Source organism: Streptomyces sporangiiformans (genome assembly GCF_005768555.2).
In the GTDB taxonomy this organism is placed as follows: domain Bacteria; phylum Actinomycetota; class Actinomycetes; order Streptomycetales; family Streptomycetaceae; genus Streptomyces; species Streptomyces sporangiiformans.
The window spans coordinates 51,180-73,484 of record NZ_VCHX02000109.1 but is presented as its reverse complement, the minus strand read 5'-3'; the positions used below and the strand labels follow the sequence as shown (position 1 = coordinate 73,484).

At 71.5% G+C, this 22,305-nt stretch carries 17 protein-coding genes; 9 read left to right on the top strand and 8 right to left on the bottom strand.

Features of this window, described 5'->3' with window-relative positions:
• Nucleotides 1-7 precede the first annotated feature (7 nt).
• From FGD71_RS13180 to sucD, 5 genes are all read left to right on the top strand, one after another.
• Nucleotides 8-1,213 (top strand): VWA domain-containing protein, encoded by a 1,206-nt coding sequence (locus FGD71_RS13180; protein ID WP_119100606.1) that lies wholly within the window; start codon nucleotides 8-10, stop codon nucleotides 1,211-1,213.
• Nucleotides 1,214-1,456: 243 nt separating this feature from the next.
• Nucleotides 1,457-2,473 carry a hypothetical protein gene (locus FGD71_RS13175; RefSeq protein WP_119100605.1) on the top strand — a complete coding sequence of 339 codons (1,017 nt, stop codon included), beginning with the start codon at nucleotides 1,457-1,459 and terminating at the stop codon, nucleotides 2,471-2,473.
• A 237-nt stretch (nucleotides 2,474-2,710) separates the two neighbouring features.
• Nucleotides 2,711-4,447: a hypothetical protein gene (locus FGD71_RS13170; protein ID WP_119100604.1), complete on the top strand. Its 1,737-nt coding sequence runs from the start codon at nucleotides 2,711-2,713 to the stop codon at nucleotides 4,445-4,447.
• 508 nt (nucleotides 4,448-4,955) lie between these two features.
• Nucleotides 4,956-6,134, top strand: coding sequence for an ADP-forming succinate--CoA ligase subunit beta (gene sucC, locus FGD71_RS13165; protein WP_119100603.1), 1,179 nt, complete (start codon nucleotides 4,956-4,958; stop codon nucleotides 6,132-6,134).
• 22 nt (nucleotides 6,135-6,156) lie between these two features.
• Nucleotides 6,157-7,041 (top strand): succinate--CoA ligase subunit alpha, encoded by an 885-nt coding sequence (sucD, locus tag FGD71_RS13160; protein WP_119100602.1) that lies wholly within the window; start codon nucleotides 6,157-6,159, stop codon nucleotides 7,039-7,041.
• A 60-nt stretch (nucleotides 7,042-7,101) separates the two neighbouring features.
• Here the strand turns inward: sucD and FGD71_RS13155 are convergent, their stop codons facing one another.
• Nucleotides 7,102-8,394 carry a helix-turn-helix domain-containing protein gene (locus tag FGD71_RS13155; RefSeq protein WP_240436562.1) on the bottom strand — a complete coding sequence of 431 codons (1,293 nt, stop codon included), beginning with the start codon at nucleotides 8,392-8,394 and terminating at the stop codon, nucleotides 7,102-7,104.
• Nucleotides 8,395-8,490: 96 nt separating this feature from the next.
• Between FGD71_RS13155 and FGD71_RS13150 the strand changes: the two genes are divergently transcribed.
• Entirely contained in the window at nucleotides 8,491-10,164 is a 1,674-nt protein-coding gene (locus FGD71_RS13150; RefSeq protein ID WP_119100600.1) for a cell division protein PerM, read from the top strand.
• A gap of 308 nt (nucleotides 10,165-10,472) precedes the next feature.
• On the opposite strand, the gene FGD71_RS13145 is transcribed toward FGD71_RS13150, so the two are convergent.
• Nucleotides 10,473-11,426: a hypothetical protein gene (locus FGD71_RS13145; protein WP_240436561.1), complete on the bottom strand. Its 954-nt coding sequence runs from the start codon at nucleotides 11,424-11,426 to the stop codon at nucleotides 10,473-10,475.
• Between the two features lie 408 nt (nucleotides 11,427-11,834).
• On the opposite strand from FGD71_RS13145, the gene purN reads away from it, so the two are divergent.
• Entirely contained in the window at nucleotides 11,835-12,458 is a 624-nt protein-coding gene (gene purN / locus FGD71_RS13135; protein WP_119100598.1) for a phosphoribosylglycinamide formyltransferase, read from the top strand.
• The gene (purH, locus tag FGD71_RS13130) at nucleotides 12,455-14,017 is read left to right on the top strand and encodes a bifunctional phosphoribosylaminoimidazolecarboxamide formyltransferase/IMP cyclohydrolase (protein ID WP_119100597.1); all 1,563 of its coding nucleotides are present in this window, start codon (nucleotides 12,455-12,457) and stop codon (nucleotides 14,015-14,017) included. The genes purN and purH overlap by 4 nt, the downstream gene beginning before the upstream one ends.
• 74 nt (nucleotides 14,018-14,091) lie before the next feature.
• Here the strand turns inward: purH and FGD71_RS13125 are convergent, their stop codons facing one another.
• Nucleotides 14,092-15,936: a protein kinase domain-containing protein gene (locus FGD71_RS13125; RefSeq protein ID WP_119100596.1), complete on the bottom strand. Its 1,845-nt coding sequence runs from the start codon at nucleotides 15,934-15,936 to the stop codon at nucleotides 14,092-14,094.
• 333 nt (nucleotides 15,937-16,269) lie between these two features.
• Nucleotides 16,270-16,506, bottom strand: a complete 237-nt coding sequence (locus tag FGD71_RS13120; RefSeq protein ID WP_181359187.1) for an ATP-binding protein — start codon at nucleotides 16,504-16,506, stop codon at nucleotides 16,270-16,272.
• 170 nt (nucleotides 16,507-16,676) lie between these two features.
• On the opposite strand from FGD71_RS13120, the gene FGD71_RS13110 reads away from it, so the two are divergent.
• On the top strand, nucleotides 16,677-18,767 hold the full coding sequence (locus FGD71_RS13110; RefSeq protein WP_162931113.1) for a hypothetical protein: 2,091 nt from the start codon (nucleotides 16,677-16,679) through the stop codon (nucleotides 18,765-18,767).
• A 67-nt stretch (nucleotides 18,768-18,834) separates the two neighbouring features.
• Here the strand turns inward: FGD71_RS13110 and FGD71_RS13105 are convergent, their stop codons facing one another.
• The 4 genes from FGD71_RS13105 to FGD71_RS13090 all read right to left on the bottom strand — a co-directional run bounded on the left by FGD71_RS13105 (nucleotide 18,835) and on the right by FGD71_RS13090 (nucleotide 22,301).
• Nucleotides 18,835-18,957 carry a peptidoglycan-binding domain-containing protein gene (locus tag FGD71_RS13105; protein ID WP_240436560.1) on the bottom strand — a complete coding sequence of 41 codons (123 nt, stop codon included), beginning with the start codon at nucleotides 18,955-18,957 and terminating at the stop codon, nucleotides 18,835-18,837.
• Between the two features lie 201 nt (nucleotides 18,958-19,158).
• On the bottom strand, nucleotides 19,159-20,781 hold the full coding sequence (locus tag FGD71_RS13100) for a protein kinase domain-containing protein (RefSeq protein WP_240436559.1): 1,623 nt from the start codon (nucleotides 20,779-20,781) through the stop codon (nucleotides 19,159-19,161).
• Nucleotides 20,778-21,524, bottom strand: a complete 747-nt coding sequence (locus FGD71_RS13095; RefSeq protein WP_119100594.1) for an FHA domain-containing protein — start codon at nucleotides 21,522-21,524, stop codon at nucleotides 20,778-20,780. Before FGD71_RS13095 ends, FGD71_RS13100 begins: the two co-directional genes overlap by 4 nt.
• A 135-nt stretch (nucleotides 21,525-21,659) precedes the next feature.
• Entirely contained in the window at nucleotides 21,660-22,301 is a 642-nt protein-coding gene (locus FGD71_RS13090) for a hypothetical protein (protein WP_119100593.1), read from the bottom strand.
• Between the last annotated feature and the right edge of the window lie 4 nt (nucleotides 22,302-22,305).

Below are 22,305 nucleotides of genomic sequence, written 5' to 3'. Positions count from 1 at the left end.
GAACCCGATGAGTACGGAAGTGACGGGCGGGGACGGCGCGACCGACGCGTCCGGTGCCTCCGACGAGCGACTTCGGCGCTGGCGGTTGGTGCTCGGTGGGGCGGACGCGGACGCTACCGGGTGTGCGCTGGGCGGGCGTGATGCCGGGATGGACGGGGCACTGGGGGCGTTGTACGGGTCCGGGGGCGGCAAGGCTCGGGCGGGGAAGGACCGGTCGGCGGGGCTGGGGGCTTCCGCGCCGTCCGTTGCCCGGTGGCTGGGGGACATCCGGACGTACTTCCCGTCGTCCGTCGTCCAGGTCATGCAGCGGGACGCCATCGACCGGCTCGGGCTGTCCACGCTGTTGCTGGAGCCGGAGATGCTGGAGGCGGTGGAGGCCGACGTCCACCTGGTCGGCACGTTGCTGTCGCTGAACAAGGCGATGCCCGAGACGACCAAGGAGACGGCACGGGCCGTCGTACGCAAGGTGGTCGAGGACCTGGAGAAGCGGCTCGCGACCCGCACACGGGCCACGCTCACCGGAGCCCTCGACCGCAGCGCGCGCATCAGCCGGCCGCGCCACCACGACATCGACTGGAACCGCACGATCTCGGCCAACCTCAAGCACTACCTGCCGGAATACCGGACCATCGTGCCGGAGCGGCTCATCGGGTATGGGCGCGCGTCCCAGTCCGTGAAGAAGGAAGTCATCCTCTGCATAGACCAGTCGGGCTCGATGGCGGCGTCCGTCGTCTACGCGTCGGTCTTCGGGGCCGTACTGGCCTCGATGCGCTCCATCAGCACCCGGCTCGTCGTCTTCGACACGGCCGTCGTCGACCTCACCGACCAGCTCGACGACCCGGTCGATGTCCTCTTCGGCACGCAGCTCGGCGGTGGCACGGACATCAACAGGGCGCTCGCGTACTGCCAGTCGCAGATCACCCGCCCCGCCGACACCGTGGTCGTCCTCATCAGCGACCTCTACGAGGGAGGCATACGGAACGAGATGCTGAAGCGGGTAGCGGCGATGAAGGCGTCCGGGGTGCAGTTCGTGACGCTGCTCGCGTTGTCCGACGAGGGGGCGCCCGCCTATGACCGTGAGCACGCGGCGGCGCTCGCGGCGCTGGACGCACCGGCGTTCGCCTGTACGCCCGACCTCTTCCCGGAGGTGATGGCGGCGGCGATCGAGAAGCGCCCGCTTCCCATACCAGACTCGGGGAGTCCGGGCCAGTAAAAGGGGGAATGAGGGGGCCGTCCATGAAAAACCGGACATGACTACCCAACGGTAACGGGGGACTTGCGCAACCTCGGGAGTCCCGTGGAGGATCATCGCGTCTTCAACGGTGCGCTGTGTTCCGCCATCGTCCTGACTCGTCCCGCCGCACGGGAGGCTCTCCCCGCTTTGACCCTGTCAGCCGCACTGCCCGGTGCTGCCTTGCGCGTGACGCGTAACGCGGCTGGGTGGCGTGTGCTTCAAGTGGGGTTGTTCTTGGGCGGCTTGTTCGTGCTGGGGCTGCTGTGCGGGGAGCGGGCGTACGCGGCGGACGGTGTGGCACCCGATGTGAGGCCGGCGGAAGCGGTCCGGTCCGTTCAGGGTTCGGCCGAGCGTGCCGTGACCCGTTCGGCCGAACGGGTCACGCAGGGCGCCGAGGACGCGAAGAAGGCGAAGAGCGCTCGGAACTCCGAGGGTGCCGAGGGCGCGGAGTCGGCGGTGTCGAGCCCGAGGGCCACCGGGCTCCATGGCCTGGACGACGCTCTGCCCGCGCCCGCGCCCGCGGCCAAGTCCCAGTCGGGGTCCCGTGCTGAGGCACCGTCACACACCGGCGCCGTTGCTCCTGTTGGCCCCGTGGGCTCCGCGGGTCCCGAGGGTTTCGTCCACGAGGCGACCGCCCCGGTGACCGGCGGAGTCCAGCGCGTCGTACGCCCGGCCGCCGAGCGGGTCGTACGGCCTATTGGTGACGTGGTGGATCAGGTCGCGGATGGGTTTGCCGAGCCGCCCGCGTCGTCGTGGTGGCCGCCCGAGTCCGAACTCCCCGCCTTTCCCAGCTCTCCGTACCTGCCGGGGCTGCCCGCTCTGCCCGCCTTCCCGGGCCAGACGCTGCCGGTCGGTTCGACGCCGCAGCAGCCCGATGGGGTGGCGGAAGAGCACGGGGCAACCGGGCTCGATGCCGGGGAGAGCCCCGGCGACGAGAGCACGGGCGTGCACGGGCCGCAGTTCACCGGCGGCCACACGGCGCCCGATGCCGGCGTGCGCGACAACGACGAGGGTGCGCGGGGCGCGCAGTCGTTCGCGCGACCGGCGCCCAACGGTGACTCCAAGGGTGCGTTGGGGCACGGTTCCGCGACCGACAACGGTTCGTCGCGGCACGGCGATGCGCAGGCCGTCACGTTCAACGACCGGGCACAGCTCAGGCTCGTGCCCGGTACCGCCGCGGCAGTGACCGTGGCCGAGACCCGGGACAGGCACCGGGACATTCCCGTTTTCCCCGGCTAGGGCAGCCCTTCCCCCGCTGACCTGCCGCGCGGGGGCGGCACAGGTCTGCCCGTCGTCCGGACCTCCCTCCGAACTCCGGACGCAAGCCAACGGGATCTGGCCCGGAGCCGTTGCCGTCACACCGGTCCCCACTCCCTGGACCGGCACGAATCGGCACCGCATCCGACACCGGAAGCCCTCCACTCCCGAAGTCCCGAACTCCCGAAGCCTCGGTATCCCGAAGGATCTGACGCACGTATGCACAAGAACATTCGCCGTTCCATTGTCATAGCCGCCGGTGTCACCGGTGCGTGGGCGCTCGGCTCCGCCGTCGCCGGCGCTGACGAACTGCCCAAGTCGAACGCCTCCGTACCCGACGCCGCCCTGTCCGTGGACGACGTGGCCGGCACGGTCGGTGACGCCCAGGAGGACGTCTCCACCGTCACGGACACGGTCGCCGACGTCACGGGTGACACGACCGCCAAGGCGCGCAACACCGCCACCGGTGCGACCGCCAAGGCCAAGTCGACCGTCGACGCGAGGACGCAGGCGGCCGATCAGGCCCGCCAGTACGTCGAGGGTGAGGTGCCCACCCACCAGGTCGCGCGGGCGCGGACCGCCGCGCAGACCGCCCCGTCCTCGGTCGCCTCGGCCGCCCAGGAGGCCAAATCCAAGGTCGATGCCGATGCCGATGCCGATGCCGAGTCCAAGGGCAAGGCCCAGGCTCAGGCCCAGGCCCAGGCCGGGGCCTGGGCGGCGGGCACGGTGTCCGACGCCGGCCGTCCTCAGGACGAGGTCGACTACCTCTTCGGTCCGCTGTCGGCGTTCGCTCCGGAGCTGGAGCAGGCGCTCGCCGCAGCGGAGACGAAGCTCACGGCCACCCAGCGCGCCGCGGCGGGCGTACCGTCCGGTGCCCAGGCCAAGGTCCAGCAGACGGTCGCCACCGCCCGCCAGACCGCGAACGCCGCCCCCGCCCAGGCCCGGACGACTGTCGCCGCCGCTCACGGTCAGGCCCGGACGACTGTCAGCGCCGCCACCGCCCGGGCTCAGGCCACCGCCGCCGGCATCCCCTCCACCGTCCAGGGCATCCAGGGGACCGCCGCTCCGGTCGTCGACGAGACCGCCGTCTCTGTGCTGCCGCCCGTCGCCGGCGACGCCGTCCACGGAGTCGTGCCCGTCGCCGATCAGTCCGTCCACGGTGCCGTGCCCGTCGCGGATCACGCCGTGGGCACCGCGACCGCGCTGGGCTACGGAGTCGCGGGCGACGTACAGGCGTACGCCGACGGTGTCGTCTCCGAGACCGCCCCGTACGCGCACGGCGTCGTCGGCGACGTGGCTCCCTACGCGACCGGAGTCGTGGGGCAGCTCACCGACGAGACCGCCGCGTCCGTGCTGCCGCCCGTCGCCGGCACCGCTGTGGACGGCGTGGTGCCGGTCGCCGGGCAGGCCGTGGGTGACGCGGGCGCGCTCGCGCACGGCGTCGTCGGCGACGTGCGGCCCTTCGCGGGCGCGGTGGCCGCCGACGTCCCGCCGCTCGCTCACGGAGTGGCCGCGCAGGTGGACCGCTTCGCGCAGGGGGTCGTCGGGCAGGTGCCGCCGTTCGCCGAGGGTGTCGTGGGTCAGGTGCAGCCGGTGGCGGCGGACGCCGTCGGCCAGGTGCAGCCGGTCGTGGAGGCCGTCGTCGGCTATGCCCAGCCCGTCGTACAGGGCGTCGGTGGCAGTGCCACGACGTCGGCGTACGGCGTCGCGGGCGACGTGCGGCCCTTCGCGTACGGCGTGGCCGGCGAGGTCTCCCCGTTCGCGGGCGGGGTCTCCGACCAGGTCACGCCGTTCGCGGGCGGAGTCGCCGGGCAGGTCGCGCCCTTCGCGCAGGACCTGACCGGGACCGTCGAGACGGCCGGCGGCCCGCTGGCCGGCAACGCGGCGGGCGGTGTCCAGGGCGTCGCCGAGTCCGTCACCCCGAGCTACCTGCCGGGTTCCACGTACGGCATCTGACGGCACCTGGCGGCATCTGACGGCGTCTGCCGCCGTCTGCGTCCGCCGCCATCCGGTGCCGACCGACTGACCGCCGTGCGCGCTCGCCCGTCGGCCCGTACGGCGACCGACCGACCCCGCAGGGCCCAGGATCCGGACAGCCGAAAGCCGTCGGTCCGTCCGGCCGAAACCTGCGGATAGGGCCGGAGGGTCCTCATTGGGGTGGGGACCGTCCGCCCTGCACCCCCGAGGGGCTTTTCGCGCGCTCCTCGAGGGTTGTTCAAGGGGCCTCACCAGGCAAACCCCAGCCTGGTGAGGCCCTGCCCCGACGAAATCTGTGACCGTAATCACCGCTCAGGTGTGATCTGCGATTTACGACCCTGCCGCGAGCGGAGATAACCTGCGAGACGGACATGCCGCGTGTCGGCCACCGTGCCCACGCCCTCCTTGTGACCGCGCAGTCACGTTGCCCTCGCGGCACGCCCACGCAGACAACGAACCGCGAGATACCTGATAGGGACGGACGCGCGTGGACCTGTTCGAGTACCAGGCGAGGGACCTCTTCGCCAAGCACGGTGTACCGGTGCTGGCCGGTGAAGTCATCGACACGCCTGAGGGGGCGCGCGCGGCGACCGAGCGTCTTGGCGGCAAGTCCGTCGTCAAGGCCCAGGTCAAGGTGGGTGGCCGCGGCAAGGCCGGCGGCGTGAAGCTGGCCTCCAGCCCGGACGAGGCCGTCGCCCGAGCGACGGACATCCTCGGCATGGACATCAAGGGCCACACGGTCCACAAGGTGATGATCGCCGAGACGGCTCCGGAGATCCTCGAGGAGTACTACGTCTCGTACCTCCTCGACCGTACGAACCGCACCTTCCTCGCCATGGCGTCCGTACAGGGCGGCATGGACATCGAGGAGGTCGCCGAGAAGACCCCCGAGGCCCTCGCGAAGGTCCCGGTCGACTCCAACGAGGGTGTGTCGATCGAGAAGGCCCGCGAGATCGTCGCCCAGGCGAAGTTCCCGGCCGAGGTCGCCGAGAAGGTCGCCGAGGTCCTGGTGACCCTGTGGAAGACCTTCGTCGCCGAGGACGCGCTCCTCGTCGAGGTCAACCCGCTGGCCAAGGTCGCCTCCGGCGACATCCTCGCCCTCGACGGCAAGGTGTCCCTGGACGCCAACGCCGACTTCCGCCAGCCGGAGCACGAGGCCCTCGAGGACAAGGACGCGGCCGACCCCCTGGAGGCCGCGGCCAAGGCCAAGAACCTCAACTACGTCAAGCTCGACGGCGAGGTCGGCATCATCGGCAACGGCGCGGGTCTCGTCATGAGCACCCTCGACGTCGTCGCGTACGCCGGTGAGGCCCACGGCGGCGTCAAGCCCGCCAACTTCCTCGACATCGGTGGCGGCGCCTCGGCGCAGGTCATGGCGGACGGCCTGGAGATCATCCTGGGTGACCCGGCCGTCAAGTCGGTCTTCGTCAACGTCTTCGGCGGCATCACCGCCTGTGACGAGGTCGCCAACGGCATCGTCCAGGCGCTGCAGCTGCTCGCCGACAAGGGCGAGGAAGTCACCAAGCCCCTGGTCGTCCGCCTCGACGGCAACAACGCTGACCTGGGTCGCAAGATCCTGTCGGACGCCAACCACCCGCTCGTGCAGCGCGTGGACACCATGGACGGCGCGGCCGACAAGGCCGCCGAGCTGGCCGCGGCCAAGTAAGGGACGAGGGAAAACCACAGCCATGGCTATCTTCCTCAACAAGGACAGCAAGGTCATTGTCCAGGGCATGACCGGCGCCACAGGCATGAAGCACACCAAGCTCATGCTGGCCGACGGCACGAACATCGTCGGTGGTGTGAACCCGCGCAAGGCGGGCACCTCCGTCGAGATCGACGGCACCGAGATCCCTGTCTTCGGCTCGGTCGCCGAGGCCATGGAGAAGACGGGCGCCAACGTCTCCGTCCTCTTCGTGCCGCCGGCCTTCGCCAAGGCCGCCGTCGTCGAGGCCATCGACGCCGAGATCCCGCTCGCGGTCGTCATCACCGAGGGCATCGCCGTCCACGACTCCGCCGCCTTCTGGGCTTACGCGAAGTCGAAGGGCAACAAGACGCGGATCATCGGCCCGAACTGCCCGGGTCTGATCACCCCCGGCCAGTCGAACGCCGGCATCATCCCGGGCGACATCACGAAGCCGGGCCGCATCGGCCTGGTCTCGAAGTCCGGCACGCTGACCTACCAGATGATGTACGAGCTCCGTGACATCGGCTTCTCCTCGGCCGTCGGCATCGGTGGCGACCCCGTCATCGGTACGACGCACATCGACGCGCTCGCCGCGTTCGAGGCCGACCCCGACACCGACCTGATCGTCATGATCGGTGAGATCGGCGGCGACGCCGAGGAGCGTGCGGCCGACTTCATCAAGGCCAACGTGACGAAGCCGGTCGTCGGCTACGTCGCCGGCTTCACCGCGCCCGAGGGCAAGACGATGGGCCACGCCGGCGCCATCGTCTCCGGTTCCTCCGGCACGGCCGCGGCGAAGAAGGAGGCCCTCGAGGCCGCCGGCGTCAAGGTCGGCAAGACGCCGACCGAGACGGCGAAGCTGGCGCGGGCGCTGCTCGCCGGCTGACGTTCCTTCAGCTGAAAGTCAGGTGGGCCCGCCCCGGCAAGGGGCGGGCCCACCTGACTTTCAGCGAGCTTCCGGGGTCAGTCTCGCGGGGCCGCCCATGCTTTGCGCCTTGAGCTTTTTGCGCAGCTCCACCTGGTGTGGTGAGAGCGGGCCCGGAGCCGCGGGTGGGGGTACGCCGAGCACGGACTGGACCGGGGACATCGGAGGCTCGTAGTGGTCCTGTGCCGTGAGGAGCGTGAGCCCCGTAGAGCCGATGAGTACGGTCGTGAGGGCGATGGCCGCGCGGGTCCAGAGGCCGGCGCGGTGTTCGCTTTCCGCGCGTACGACGCCGGGTTTCGTGGTGACCCGCAGCCGCTCCCCGCCCGCGAGTTGGTTGAGCCGTTGCCGCAGCGCGTGCGGATCCGCCAGCTCCGGGAAGTGGCCGGTGAGGGCCTCGCGCGCGTGCAGAAGCCGGTTCGCCGCCGCGCGCGTGGTCGCCTCCGTCTCGGCCGCGGTCTCCGGCAGGCCGATGCCGAGGCCGTCGTGGAGGAGCAGCGTGCGCCGGTACGAGGGCGGCAGGCGCAGCAGTACGGAGAGCAGGTGGCGGTCGGCCGCGGTGGCGGGCGGCGGCTGCGGGGTCCGGTACCGGAGTCGTAGCCGGTGCTGGGGTGCCGTCGCGTACTCGTACGCCGCCGCCCGCGCCCATCCCGCCGGGTCCGGGTCTGCCGCCACCTCGGGCCAGCGCTGCCAGGCCAGTTGGAACGCCCGCTCCACGGACTCACACGCCAGATCGCGGCGACCGGTGAGGAGATACGCCTGCCGTACGAGGGTGGGGGCGCAGAACGTGTAGAGCGTGTCGAAGGCTTGAGTGGGCGTCAGGGTGGGTTCGGGCTGGGGTTCGGATCGGGGTTCGGATCGGAGTACGGATCGGGGGGCGGGGTTCGGGTTGGGGCTTGGGATGTGGTTGCGGCTGGGCTTGGACTTGGCCTTGGACCTGGCTTGGGGCTTGGGGACGGTGTTGCAGTCGCGGTCGGGCTTGGCCTTGGCCTTGGCCTTCGACCTGGCTTTGGGGTTCGGGGGGTTGGGGCGTTCGAGGGTGTCCGTGGCCGGCCCGCTCTCTGCCTTGGCTCCGGTCCCGGCCGGGGATGTGGCCGAGGACGGGGATGCGGACGCGGTTGTGTCCCCCCGCAGCAGCTTGGTGTACGCCACTCTCTCGCGCGCCCGCGGTGTGGCTCGGCCGGTTTCCCAGGACCGTACCGTCTTGCGGCTCACGCCCAGCCTGGCGGCGACCTGACCCCGGCTCAGGGAGCTTGCCCTGCGCAGGCGACGACGGTCCTTGGGGGGCGGCAGCGAGTCGGCAGCACTCTGCGTCACTGTGCACTCCTCCGTACGTAAAGTCATATGACCGTATATTGAGCGACACGTCCCAGGTTCGCCTGTTGCGCCAGGAAAGCCGGTGTCATTGGGAGCATGGCGGTCGTGACCCATATGACCGACCGCAGACGGACGTTGCCGCCCCGGCTCAGCCAGTTGCGCGACCGGTCACCCCGACTGGCCGTCGGCCTCATGGAGGGCGTGGTCGCGGCGGGGGTCGGACTCGGCTCGTTCGCCATGCTCGGCATGCTCCTGTGGATCAGCTCGCCGTACCCCGACAGTGGCCCTGGCGGTGCGCTCCATGTCGCCGCGGCGCTGTGGCTGCTCGCGCACGGCGCCGAACTCATCCGCACCGACACGCTCTCCGGCGTTCCCGCACCCGTCGGCGTGACTCCTCTGCTCCTGTTCGCGCTGCCGGCGTGGCTGCTCCATCGGGCGGCGCGCGACGCTGCGGAGGGGGATGTGAATGTGACGGAGGAGGACGTGGCGGGCGGGTACGCGGTGGCAGGAGGCCGGGAAGAGAGCGGGGCGTCCGCCGTCCGTGGCACGTGGGGCGGCGTGGTGGCGGGATACCTGACGGTCTGCGCGGCGGCCGCCGGGTACGCCTCGGGCGGAGAGCTGCGCCCGTCGTGGTGGACGGTCGCCGTATGGCCTGTGCTGCTCGTCGTGGTCGCCGCGGGGGCCGGCGTGTGGACGGCGTACGGGCGCCCGCGTGAGCCCTTGCCGCCGCTTGTGCGCCGTGCCCTCGACGCTCTCCCCGCCGGCGTACGCCGTCTTGCCGCCAACGGATTTCTCGCGGCTGTCGCGCGCGCCGCGGGGGCCGGGGCGGCGGTGCTCGTCGGGGGCGGGGCCGTGCTGGTGGGGGTGTCGCTGGGGTGGCACGGCGGGGCGGTGCGTGACTCGTTTCCGCAGCTCACCGAGGGGTGGTCGGGGAGGTTCGCCGTACTGTTCCTGGCTTTGGCGCTGTTGCCGAACGCGGCCGTGTGGGGCGCGGCGTACGCGCTCGGACCGGGCTTCGTCCTCGGCACCGGTCACGCGACGGGACCGCTGTCGTCGTCCCCCGAGCCCATGCTGCCGCCCTTTCCGCTGCTGGCCGCCGTACCGGGGGCGGGCCCGGGCACGCCGCTGAACTGGGCGGCGGGGGTGGTGCCGCTGGCCGCGGGGGTGGTGGTGGCGTGGTTTGCCGTGACGGCGGCCACGGCGACGACGGCTGCGGCTGCGGCCGCGGTGCCGGTGGCACCCGCACGCGCCGAGGCCTGGTCGCTCTTGCGGACAGCCGGGACCGTGGTGCTCGCGGCCGGGCTGTGCGGGCTCGGCTTCTCGGCCCTCGCCGCACTGGCCGGTGGGCCCCTCGGGGTGGCCGCGCTGACGGCCTTCGGCCCCGTCTGGTGGCAGACGGGGCCTGCGGCGGCGGGCTGGGTCGCCGTGGTGGGGGTGCCGGTGGCGGTCGGGCTGCGGGCCTGGCGCGTGCGTGAGCCAGGAGGATGGAAGCGCTGGGCCGGGCGGTGCCGGACGTGGTTGCCCTCGCCCGAGGACTGCTTCTCGTGGCTACGGTTGGCCTCGCCCAAGGCCTGGTTCTCCCGGGTGCGGTTGCCCTCGCCCAGGACCTGGTTCTCGTGGGTACGGCTGCCCCGTCGGCGTCAGCGCCGGGAGCCTCCGTCCACCTTGCCCGACGGGTCCGGATTCGAGCCGTACGACTTCCTGCCCTCTGACTCCTTCGGCTCCGCCGAGGACGCCGGTCCCACGGAGCCCCCGGAAAAATCTGCCTGACGGGCCGCCTGACGACGACTCAAGTCGCTGTGTGGGCAGTGGTCAGTGGTCAGTGGGCGGTGTCGTGGGTGGGTCGGGGTCGTGTGCCGGTGCGTCCGCCCGTCGCCGCGGGGGCGTACGGCCCGGTGTTGGTACAGCGTGCGGGTTTCCTGAGACAAGCCCTACGCGACGGGCGATGACGCACCGGCACACGACCCCTCCCGCCGGTGACCAACTGCGGGAGAGTGGGGGTACGCCCCTTTAGGGGCGCGGGGAACTGCGCGAGCGACCGCAGCCGGCCCGCGGTCGAGGCACGACCGGCGGAGCCGTCAGCGGGTGCCCAGCAGGTTCCGCAGCTCCTCCGGCAGGAGGTGGTCGCAGGATTCCTTCGCCGTGTTCGTGAGGGCGTCGTTCACGCACGTGTAGTAGTCGCGGTAGACGAGCTGAGCGGTGAACGTGGCCGCGACCATGATGAGGGCGAGTGACGCCGTGACCAGGCCGCTGATCGCCGCCGTCGTCTGGGGCCTGGCGCCGGAGGTGGGCGCCGGGGTGTCCGGGTCCGGTGTGCGGGGCTTGGCGCGCAGGGCGCTGCTGCCCCAGTACAGGGCCAGCGCGCCGAGCAGCAGCGCCACGTACGGCCAGCTGAAGAGTGCGAAGAAGAACGCCCACATGCCGGAGAGCAGCGCGTACCGCGCACGGCGCTGGGCCGGGTCCGCCGGGTCCCAGCGCAGACCGGCACCGGAGCCGCCGCCGGGTCCTTCCGGACCGCCCTGCCCGCCGGGTCCGCCCGGCCCGCCTGAGGAGCCGGGGCGGTCACCGAAGCCGCCGCCCTGCGCGGGCCCCGGCTGCCGGTCGCTCCACTGGCTGCCCCACGGGGAGCGGTCGCCGTCACCCTGCCCGTCGTCCGACCCCTGCCCGTTCGCGGGCCGTCGCGGCTGCCACGGCCGGTCGGGCGTGCCCTCCGGAGGCGGGGCGAAGGGGTTGTCGTCCGCGGGGGCGCCGGGGGACTGCGGCGACGAGGCGCCGTCCTCCGGCCCGGAGCCGCCGCTCTCGGGTGTCGAACCCTCACCCTCGCGCGGCGGCGTGGCCGGCGAGGAAGGCTGCCGCTCACGCAGCACCAGCCCTTCCCGTACGCCGCCCTGGTGGCCGGACGCGAAGGACGGGAGGAACGTCGGGACGTGGGAGGGGTCGAGCGCACGCCGCCCCACTCCTCCCGCGGCCCCCGAGGGGCCGGAGGCGGTGGAGGGGAGGAGTCGGAGGAGTCGGAGGCTGCGGTCCGGCATCAGGTGTGCGTCTTCCCCTTGGAGGATCGGTCTGGGTGGATCGGGTCTCGGCGGATCGGTTCTGGCGGGCGAGCCTCGCCTGCGCGGGCTCGGTGGATCTTGCTGGCAGGATCAAATCGGTGGAGCCGGCCGGTGAAGCGGGCCGTGGTGCGGGCGGACGTCGTGTCCGAGTTTCGTCCCCGTCCCTGGTCAACGTCCCATGCGCCGAAGGCGTTCCCCTGCGCGAAGCGAGTTCCCCGGGCGGATCCTCTCCAGACGCTACCTTCCAGCCAAGCCCCCGTCCCGTGAGGGCCTCCCTGTGTGCCGGTATCGTTGCTGACGGTCGGCCGCTTCGTAGACTTCCCCGTATCAGGGGGCGCGAAGCATTCGTACGACCCTACAAACGCTCTCCCGAGAAAGGGCCCCGCTGTGGCCAAGCGCCTCGTCGTGCTGGTCTCCGGATCAGGTACGAACTTGCAGGCTCTCCTCGATGCGATCGCCATGCGCGGGACGGCCGTCTACGGGGCTGAGATCGTCGCGGTCGGCGCGGACCGCACGGGCATCGAGGGCCTGGCGCGCGCCGAGCGCGCGGGTGTGCCCACCTTCGTATGCCGGGTGAAGGACTACGCGAGCCGGGACGAGTGGGACACCGCGCTGACCGAGGCCACGGCGGCGTACGAGCCGGATCTCGTCATCTCGGCCGGGTTCATGAAGATCGTGGGCAAGGAGTTCCTGGCCCGCTTCGGCGGCCGGTTGGTGAACACCCACCCCGCGCTGCTGCCCAGCTTCCCGGGTGCGCACGGCGTTCGTGACGCCCTCGCGCACGGAGTGAAGGTCACCGGGTGCACCGTCCACTTCGTCGACGACGGCGTCGACACCGGCCCGATCATCGCTCAGGGCGTGGTCGATGTCCGGGACGAGGACTACGAGGACGAGGGCGGCGCTCTGCATGAGCGCATCAAGGAAGTCGAGCGAAGGCTGCTCGTCGAGGTCGTGGGGCGGCTCGCCCGCAACGGCTATCGCATTGAGGGACGAAAGGTAGTTATCCCGTGACCGCCGAAGGTACGCAGCGCCCGATCAGGCGCGCGCTCATCAGCGTCTACGACAAGGCCGGGCTCGAAGACCTCGCCCGCGGACTGCACGAGGCCGGCGTCGAGCTCGTCTCCACCGGCTCCACCGCCGCGAAGATCGCCGCGGCCGGCGTCCCGGTCACCAAGGTCGAGGAGCTCACCGGCTTCCCCGAGTGCCTGGACGGCCGGGTCAAGACCCTGCACCCGAAGGTGCACGCCGGCATCCTCGCGGACCTGCGGCTCGACGACCACCGGCAGCAGCTCGACGAGCTGGGCGTGGAGCCCTTCCAGCTCGTCGTCGTGAACCTCTACCCCTTCCGCGAGACCGTCGCCTCGGGTGCGTCCCCGGACGAGTGCGTCGAGCAGATCGACATCGGTGGTCCCTCGATGGTCCGCGCCGCCGCCAAGAACCACCCGTCGGTCGCGGTCGTCACCAGCCCCGCCCGGTACGCCGACGTCCTGGCCGCGGCCAAGGGCGGCGGCTTCGACCTGGCCACGCGCAAGCGGCTCGCCGCCGAGGCCTTCCAGCACACGGCCGCGTACGACGTCGCCGTCGCCTCGTGGTTCGCGAGCCAGTACGCCCCTCTCGACGACTCGAACTTCCCCGATTTCATCGGTGCCACCTTCGAGCGCCGCAGCACCCTGCGGTACGGCGAGAACCCGCACCAGGGTGCGGCGCTGTACGTCGACGGCAGTGGCGGCCTCGCGGACGCCGAGCAGCTGCACGGCAAGGAGATGTCGTACAACAACTACACGGACACGGACGCCGCGCGCCGTGCCGCGTACGACCACGACGAGCCCTGCGTCGCGATCATCAAGCACGCCAACCCCTGCGGTATCGCGATCGGCGCGGACGTCGCCGAGGCGCACCGCAAGGCGCACGCCTGCGACCCGCTGTCGGCGTTCGGCGGCGTGATCGCGGTCAACCGCCCGGTCTCGAAGGAGATGGCCGAGCAGGTCGCCGAGATCTTCACCGAGGTCATCGTCGCGCCCGGCTACGAGGACGGCGCCCTCGAAGCCCTCACCAAGAAGAAGAACATCCGCGTACTCCGCGCCGCCCAGGGGCCGACGGCCGACGTCGAGGTCAAGCAGATCGATGGCGGGCGTCTCCTCCAGGTCGCCGACCGCCTCCAGGCCGACGGCGACAACCCCGCGTCCTGGACCCTCGCCACGGGTGAGGCGCTGTCGCCCGCCGAACTGGACGAGCTGGCCTTCGCCTGGCGGGCCTGCCGCGCCGTCAAGTCCAACGCCATCCTCCTGGCCAAGGACGGCGCCTCGGTCGGCGTGGGCATGGGCCAGGTCAACCGTGTCGACTCCGCGAAGCTCGCGGTCGAGCGGGCGGGCGAGGAGCGCGCCCAGGGTTCGTACGCGGCCTCGGACGCCTTCTTCCCCTTCCCCGACGGTCTGGAGATCCTCACCGCCGCCGGTGTCAGGGCCGTGGTCCAGCCCGGCGGTTCGGTCCGCGACGAACTCGTGGTCGAGGCGGCCGAGAAGGCGGGCGTGACGATGTACTTCACGGGGACGCGGCACTTCTTCCACTGAGGTTCGTGCCGACATTCCACTGAGGTCGCCCGGCCGCTCGCGCTCGCGCACGGCCGGGCGACCTCATGCCGACGTCACGTCGAACTGCGCAGTGCCGCCCAGGTGTTGGGGCCGACGATGCCGTCCACGTCCAGTCCCTTGCCGCGCTGGAACTGTTTGACCGCGGAGACGGTGTCCTTGCCGAACTTGCCGTCCACCCCCGCCGTTCCGACGCTGTAGCCGCGTTGGGTGAGCATGCACTGCACCTGCACCACCCGCTGGTTCTTGTCGCCGCGACGCGTGAGTTCGCTGCCGGAGTAGTACGTGCACTGCGAGATCCACGCCGGTGGAGCCGGCTTGGCCGTGGTCTTGGTCGGATCGGGGCTCGGAGCTGTGCCGCCTCCTCCGCCTCCTCCGCTTCCGCTACTGCCGCCGGACGTGGCGGTCGCGGTGTGCGTGGGGGTGCGCTGAGCACGGCCTGTGCCGTCTGTGGGCCCGGCTCCGGCGGAACCTTTCTCCTCTTCCGCTTCCTCTTTCTCCTCCCGCTCACTGCTGGGCGAGGGCGAGTCATGGCCGGACGCGCCGGGCAGCGGTGGCCGTGCCGCGTCGTCTCGGGCGCTGCTTTCGACGGCCGTCGGAGGCGAGGAGGCCGTGTCCTCGGAGGACGGGCGGGTGAGCAGAAAGGCGCTCCCGGCGACGACACACACGGCGAGGCCCGCGGCGACGGCCAAGTACGCCCTCTTTCTGCGGCGCGCGATGACCGGAGAACTGCCGGTTGGAGAACTGCCGGTCGGTGAACTGTCGGATGGGGCGCCGCCAGGCGGCGTCGGCGGTCCGTACGCGCCCGGGGGCGTCTGCGGTCCTGGTCCGTACGCGCCCGGCGGTGTGGCCGGCCCGAAAGCGGGGCCGGGAGCGGGGGCGGCCACCCGGTGCGTGGACGTGTGGAGTTGGCCGGTCTGCTGGGCGGAGGCCTGCCGCAGCACTTCGCCGGCCTCGCGCCGGGCGAGTAGCCGGGAGTCGAGCGGTTCCTGCCACGACGTCGTACGGGGGTGTGCCGCGGCCGCGTCGATCAGCTGTCCCGGCGTGGGCCGGCCGGCGGGGTCCTTGGCCAGGCAGGCGGAGAGCAGGGCGGCCAACGAGGCGTCTGCCGCCGCGAGTTCGCCCATGAGCTCGGCTTTCGGCTCCTCGAACGCCACGCGGTGCATGACGTCCACGCCGGTGCCACTGCCGAACGGTGCGTGCCCTGTGGTGGCGTAGATGAGCGTGCAGGCGAGCGAGAACACGTCCGAGGCGGTGTCGCAGCGTCCCTCCCGCAGATACTCGGGGGACATGAAGGCGGGCGTGCCGACCCGGTTGCCGGTGATGGTGATCGAGCTGCTGTCCACGGCCTGCGAGATGCCGAAGTCGATCACGTGCGCGCCCTGGCCGGACACGATCACGTTGGACGGCTTGAGGTCCCGGTGCACGATCCCGGCGGCGGCCAGCGCCGACAGGGCCCGGCCGAGTTCCCCCACCAGCCGCCACGCTCCGGCGGGTTCCAGTACGCCGCAGTCGCGTACGGCGTCCGTCAGGCTGAGCCCGGGTAAGTACTGCGTGGCCATCCACAGCAGCTCGTCCTGGAACCCCGTGCCCAGCAGCTCCGGCGCGTACGGTGCGCCGACCCGCTCGTGCACGGCGGCCTCACGCTCGAACCGCCGCCGGAACTGGGAGTCTTCGGCGTACTCGGGCCTGATCACCTTGACCGCGGCGAGCCCGGGGCTGTCGTCGGCGGGCCGCGCAAGATACACCCGGCCCATGCCACCGCTGCCGAGCACGCCGAGCGGTACGTACGGGCCGATGCGCCCCGGATCCACGGACCGCATCGGAGCTGCCCCCACCTGCTCCAGCGCGGTGTTCCCGGTCGCCGGTAAGTGCGGCGGTGTCGGCCGCTCGTCTGACATGGGTCCCCCGAGTGCTCTTCTGTCTCAACGTGCCCTTTCGACACCCCCAGTTGACACGAGGCTAGCGCGGTCTTGTACGTCCCGCCCCCTTCTTCGGCCTACGGCGGCTCCGTGTCAGGCTCCCGGCGCCAATGGCGGCGGCGGTGGTGACGCTGATGAGTGTCCTGGTCAGGACGTTCGGTCGCATTCGTTTCCCCCTTCGGTCGTAGGGCGGCACCTGACGCGGCCGGCGCGCTGATCACCGGTCGCATCGATGCCACCCTCTGTATCGGTGGCGCGTTCTTGCCACGGCCAGACTGGCCGAGGCGGGTGTCCCGGGGAACCTGGAATGTTTCAGGTGTGCGGTGCGGAACCGTAGGTGCCGTCGGACGCGTCTCCATGCAACTCGCACCACACGGTCTTGCCGCCGGGTGCCTGCTCCACGCCCCAGCGCACCGCGACCGCGTCGAGCAGGAGGAGGCCGCGGCCGGCCTCGTCGTCGGCGCCGGCCCGGCGGAGGATGAGCCAGGAGCACGGGTCCGGATCGGTGATCTCCAGGCGGGTACGGCCGCCCTCGCGGGTGAGCCGCACGGAGACCGGGGTCTTCTCACCCCCGCGACCGCCTGGGTCTCCTTCGTCGGCGCGCTCAAGGGTGAGGCCACGTCGGCACGTTGATCAGAGGGTGATCACGGGAGATGCTGCCGTTCCCTCCGTCCCGGAATGGGGCATTCGCGGCTAACCTTCGCTGAAGGGGGAGCCGTATGGTCGACGAGGTACAGGCGGAACGGGCGCAAAAGGCCCGATTACGGGCGTCGTTCCTCTTTGCGGCCACCGTGGCGCTTGTTGTCGCTGCTGTCGTCACCCCGTGGACTCCGTGGCCGGGCGACGATTTCGGCCGCGCGCCGTGGTGGGTCTGGAGCCCGCTCGTGGCGGCGGTGGTGCTGTTCGTAACGGGGATGGGGGAGCGGAAGTACACGGCGTGGGCCGGGGTGGTCGGCGGAGCGGCCCTGGCGGCGGGGGTCGTGAGCTTTCTGGCCTGGCCCCGCGAGAAGGTCGTTCTGGACGGGCGGCGGGATGATCAGGTCCGTGCCCGGCCCTGGTACGAGGACGTGCCGCCGGATGAGTGGCACAGGGTGTACGCGGCCGCGCCGCCGGCCGCGCCGCTGGCTTGTTCCCTGGCCGCCGCCGTGGTCCTGGCGCTGTGTGTCGTGATGCTGGTCCGCCGGCAGCGTCCATGGGTGGCTCTCGGTCCTGACCTCGACCCTGTTCCTGCTCCTGCTACCGCGACAGGTTCCGGTCCCCAGGAGTACGAACGTCCGTATGCCACCGGGGCCACGTTGCGGCGGCACGCCCGCCGGGCGATGGCCGCGGGGGTCGCCGGAGTGCTCGTGGGTGGGCTGCTGGGAGCGGGGGCCACCTTCGGGGCCAGTGGACTCCAGCGGGAGCGGAGGGAAGCGCTCGGGCCCTGGTGGGGGCAGCTCGCCGGCTCCGTGCCGGTGCCGGAGGACAGGCTCGACGAGGGGGCGGCCGAATGGGACGGGAAAAGTCATTTCGTCCGGCTGCCGGATCGGCCGGAGCGTGTGGCGTGGCAGCGCGGTTTCAAGGGGCCGGTGGCGCTCAGTATGTGCGGCCGTGGTGAGCGGGCACGCGGCACCCTCGTCGCGCTGGAGGAGTCCTCGCGGCACTCCGTGATCGTGGGGCACGACGCGCGGGACGGCACCCGTCGGTGGTCCGTCACCGTACGCCGTCAGGACACCGCGGAGCTGAGCCAGGTGGCGGTCGGCGAGGGGTGCACCGTGCTGGTGCTGATCGGCACCGTCGTACTGGCCGTCGACGCCTACACGGGGAAGGTCGAGGGCAGTTCGGTGCTTCCACAGGCACGTCACGGCGCATGGCACTTCATCACGCCGGCCCCCGAGAAATACCCGTGGCCACGGCTGGTCAGCTTGTCCGACGCGGAGTACGCGCATCTGACGGCCTGGGACGACGGGATCGTGGCCGTACGGCGCAGCGATGCCGAACTGGTGGCCTGGGCCGACAGACGGTACGGAAGCTGCACGCACCTCGTCGACTACTACCGTAATGAGCCCGAATCCGGGCAACTGCTCATGGACGACTGTGCGGGCCGGTCCGCCGTCGCCGTCCTCCCCGAGCCCGAAGCCCCGGAGGAGCTGCGGAAGGAGCGGCCCCCGGCGTACCGGCTCCCGCCCCTGCAACCGCTGCTCGCCCACGCGGAGATGCCCGTGCCCGCTCCTCCGCGAGGCTGCCGGAGCGGACCCCTGCGGATCCTGTCGGCCTCGGTCACCACCTTGGTGGAGACGGAGTGGGACTGCGCCGGGAAGGCGTACCGGGCGCGGATCAGCCTCTCGGACAGCGACAGTGCACGATTCCAGAGGTGGGCGAAGTCGCCGGTGGCGGATGCGGCGCCCGACGTCACGTTCGTCCGCAGTGGGGGCGTGCACCATCTGCTGGAGGCGTGGGGAGACACCGTGAAGATGGTGGACGGCGACAATTTCGACGTGTGGTGGACCGTGGTCCCCAGGCGTGGCGACCCCGTCGTCGGCCTGGCGGACAGTGACGTGATCGTCAGGGACCGGCGCGGGCAGCGGGACGCCGGACGCGGAGACCTCTACCAGCCGATACTGGTCCTCACACGCTCCGGCACCCTCGTCGCTCTGGCCGACCCCTACGAGGCGGAGGGCAAGCAACGGGTACGGGTCACCGCTTCCAGCGACGTCGCCCGGCAGCCCTGTGCCGGGAAGCGAGGGCTGCTGGCCGACAAGATCTCCGGTACGGCCCTCGTGCTGTGCACCACGAAAGGACGTACGCACGTCACGGCCGTCACCGACTAGGCCGGACAGGCCCTGGCGTTCCCGAAGGCATGGGGAAGGGCCGGGCCCGACGCCTCCGCTCTGCCACTCAGCCCTTGGTGCGCAGCGCACGCCATGTGTTCGGGCCGACGATTCCGTCCGCGTCCAGTCCGGCCCGCTTCTGGAGGGTGACGACGGCCCCGTGGGTCAGAGGGCCGAAGTCGCCGTTCACCTGTCACGGCGGCGCGACGGGGACAGCCCGAGGAGTCATGGGGAACAGTCCGAGGAGTCACGAGGCAGCGGCCCCATGGGCACAGCGGTGTGGGGGCGGTCCCGTCCCCTCCCCCGTGAGGGGCGGGGCCGCCCCCGGTGGTGAACCCTCAGCTCACCGTCTCAGCGGAGACGCACCCCCGGAACCTCGGAACTCTGAGGGTCACTTCTTCCCGGCCGGCGTGTACTCCTTGAGGTAGTGAGCGACGCGGTCGGCGTAGTCGCGGTGCTTCGGGGGAACACCGGCCGCGTCGTTCACTTTCTCGTACGACGTCCGGTACGCGGCCGCGATGAGAACCTGCCGGCGGTCACCGCCCAGCGCGGAGTCCAGGCGCGGCGCGATCCAGCACAGATACCGGCTCATGGCCGGGATGGACTCGGAGGGAGAGAAGGGGGGTTGAGGGATCGTCTTCTCGGGCTTGCCGTCGGACCGCATCCACCAGCGCAGCACACGCGGGGTCCAACGGGCGATCCCGTACTCGTCCATGGCGGGGTCGGAGAGGTCCGGGTCGAAGTCGCTCTCCACCTTCAGCATGGCGGCGATCAGCGACGGCGTGACCTCCTCCTGCACACAGTCGTGGGCGGAGTCGACGATGAGCGGCCGGTAGGCGACGGGGACGCCCTTGTCCGTACGGAGCTCGGCGGCGCCGTACGCCGCTGGCGCGACCTTCGCGGTGCCCGAGTTCTTCCCGTCGTCGGAACCGTCGTCCGCCAGCATGCCGTAGCCGAGGGTGGCGAGAGCGGTGGTGGCGGCCGTGGCGGCCGCGGCGCTCAGGATCACACCGGTCCGGCGTCCGCGTCTGAGCGGGAACAGGCGCGGCAGTCGTGGGGAGCGGGCGGTCCCGGCGACCGTCTCGACCCGCCGCAGCAGTGTTTCCCCGCTGATCCGCTCCTGGTGCGTTCGGGCCAGACAGTCCCGTACGATCTCCCGCCACTCATCCGGGAGTTCGGGGGACAGGCGGAGCTCCTCGGTGCCGCGCGCGTAGCGCGCCGCCGCGTCCCGGCGGGCCGAAGGCGTGCCGCCGGGCAAGGGGAACTGGTCCGTGAGGACGAGGTGGGCCAGCACGCCGAAGGCCCAGACGTCGGCCGAGGGGCGGATCTGCCGGCCGCGCTCGCCGATCTCGGCCCAGAGCAGCTCGGGCGGGGTGTAGTCGGGCGTCGAGAAGGCGGGCGTGTAGGCGTGGGTGCCCTCGAGTTCGGCGGCCATGTTGAAGTCGGCGAGGAGGGCCGAACCGTCCTTCATCAGCAGGACGTTGGCCGGCTTGAGGTCCCCGTGCACCCAGCCCGCCCGGTGCAGCTGGACCAGGCCCTCGCAGATCTGCGCGAGCAGCACGGGACCGTGCTTGGGCCGGTGGTTCCCGGCGAGCAGCGTGGTGAGAGAGGTCTCGGCCCGTTCCAGTACGAGGACGGTGGCGCCGTCGAGTTCGGGCCGCCCGGGGTCGTCGACCGTCAGCGCCTCGTACATCCGGACCAGCCGCGGTGCGGTGCGCAGCCTGCTCAGCAACTCCAGCTCCCGCTCGGCGAGGTCACGCAGATGCGCGAGCTGGCGGGGGGTGTGCGTGCCGGTCGGCAAGAACTTCAGGGCGGCCGTCTTGGGGAGTTCCTGGTCGGCCGTCTTCGGCAGTCCCCGGTCGGTCGCCTTCGGGGGCTTCGCAGCCGGCCCCTCCGGGACGCGTCTCGCCCCGTACACGCTGCCGAACGCCCCCGTCGCGATCGGCTCGCGCACTTCCCAGGAGCCGACGCGGTATCCGCGGGGGACGGACACCGCGTACGCGCCGTCGCTCACCGTGCCGCTCGGCTCGGGGAGTTGCCGAGGACGACGAGATCGTCCTCCCGTACGAGGTCGAAGCGGAGCGCGAGGGAGACGAGGGACTCCTTCTTGCCGTTCAGGCGCGGGCCCGGATCCGCCGTGTCGGGGCCGGGCTTGAGGCGCAGCTTCACCGCGAGGTAGTCGATGTTCCAGTGCACGGCGGCCGGGCTCGCCGCCGGCCAGCCGGGACGCAGCCGCTCCACGACCTGGTCGACGGTGGGCAGCGGGGCGTGCGGTGCGCCGCGCAGGCGGGGCTCACACAGGGCGGCGAGGACCGCGAAGTACCGCTTGGTGTGGTCGACCGAGAAGGCGGGTGCGGTGGTCGCGCCGTCGAGTCCGCCGGAAGAGTTCAGATAGTCGTGGCGGGGTGCCCACACCTCGAGGGGCAGCAGGTCGCCCGCGGCCGGGAGCACGATCCGGGAGAACTCGAAGGGGATCGGCGCGTCGAGGCGGCCCGGACCGACCTTGATGTGCTCGCCCGCGCCCTCCGGGTTCTCCACGACGTACGTCTGGTGGGCGGAGAGATTGCTCAGTATCCAGAAGGCGCCCTGGGCCGTGATCTCCCCGGCCTTCCGGGAGACCCCCTCGTGTGCGATCGCAAGCCCGTTGTCGGACTCCGAGCGGCCGAAGGCGAGACGTTCCCCTGGGGCGAGTTTGATCTGGTGTGCGCCGTGCTCGTCGTCCGTCGTGCGTGGGGGCACCACGATGATGCTGTACAAGGTCGTTCTCCCCGTCCCGTGCGCAGCTGTGGAATCAGGGTAGAGCGACGCACCAGGGCCGTGTCCAACCTTTGCGGGGTAGACACGGCCCTTGGCGTGATTGACGTGAATGGCGCGAACGTGCTGCGGCTCGGCTCAGTAACGCGGGCGGTTGAACCAGGCCGAGGCGGCGCCGTTGACCATCGAGGCGAGGATGATGCCGGCGATGGCGAGCGAGATGAGTCCGCCGAAGGTGGCGGAACCGTTCGCACCGTTCACGATGTTGACGATGCCGCCGAGGATCATCAGCGCCGCGTACACGATCGTGGTGATGCGGATGCCGCTGCCGCCGCTCTTGAACTTGACGCCCAGGAAGATGGAGAGCGCACCCAGGCCCACCAGGAGCGCCGCGAAGAAGAAGCCGAGTCCGGCGAGCGTGTCGGTGTCGTCACCGCTGCCGACGCCGTTGGACACGTCCTGCACAGCGCCGACGGCGATACCCGCGATGACGCCGAACAGGAGCTGGAAGCCCGCGAGGATGAACAGCAGGACGCGCGAGGTCTTCATCAGACCCGGCATCTCCATCGGCATCGAGTTGGGAGCGCCGCCCGGGTAGCCGGGGTACGCCGGCGGCTGGCCCGGAGCACCCTGCGGATAGCCGTAGCCGGGCTGCTGGGGCGGGGCACCCTGCGGGTAGCCGTAACCGGGGCCGGGCTGGCCCTGGGGAGGCTGGGCCGGGTAACCCGGCTGCTGGCCCTGCGGCGCGCCGTAGGGGTTGTTCGGGTCGCCAAAGCTCATGGCG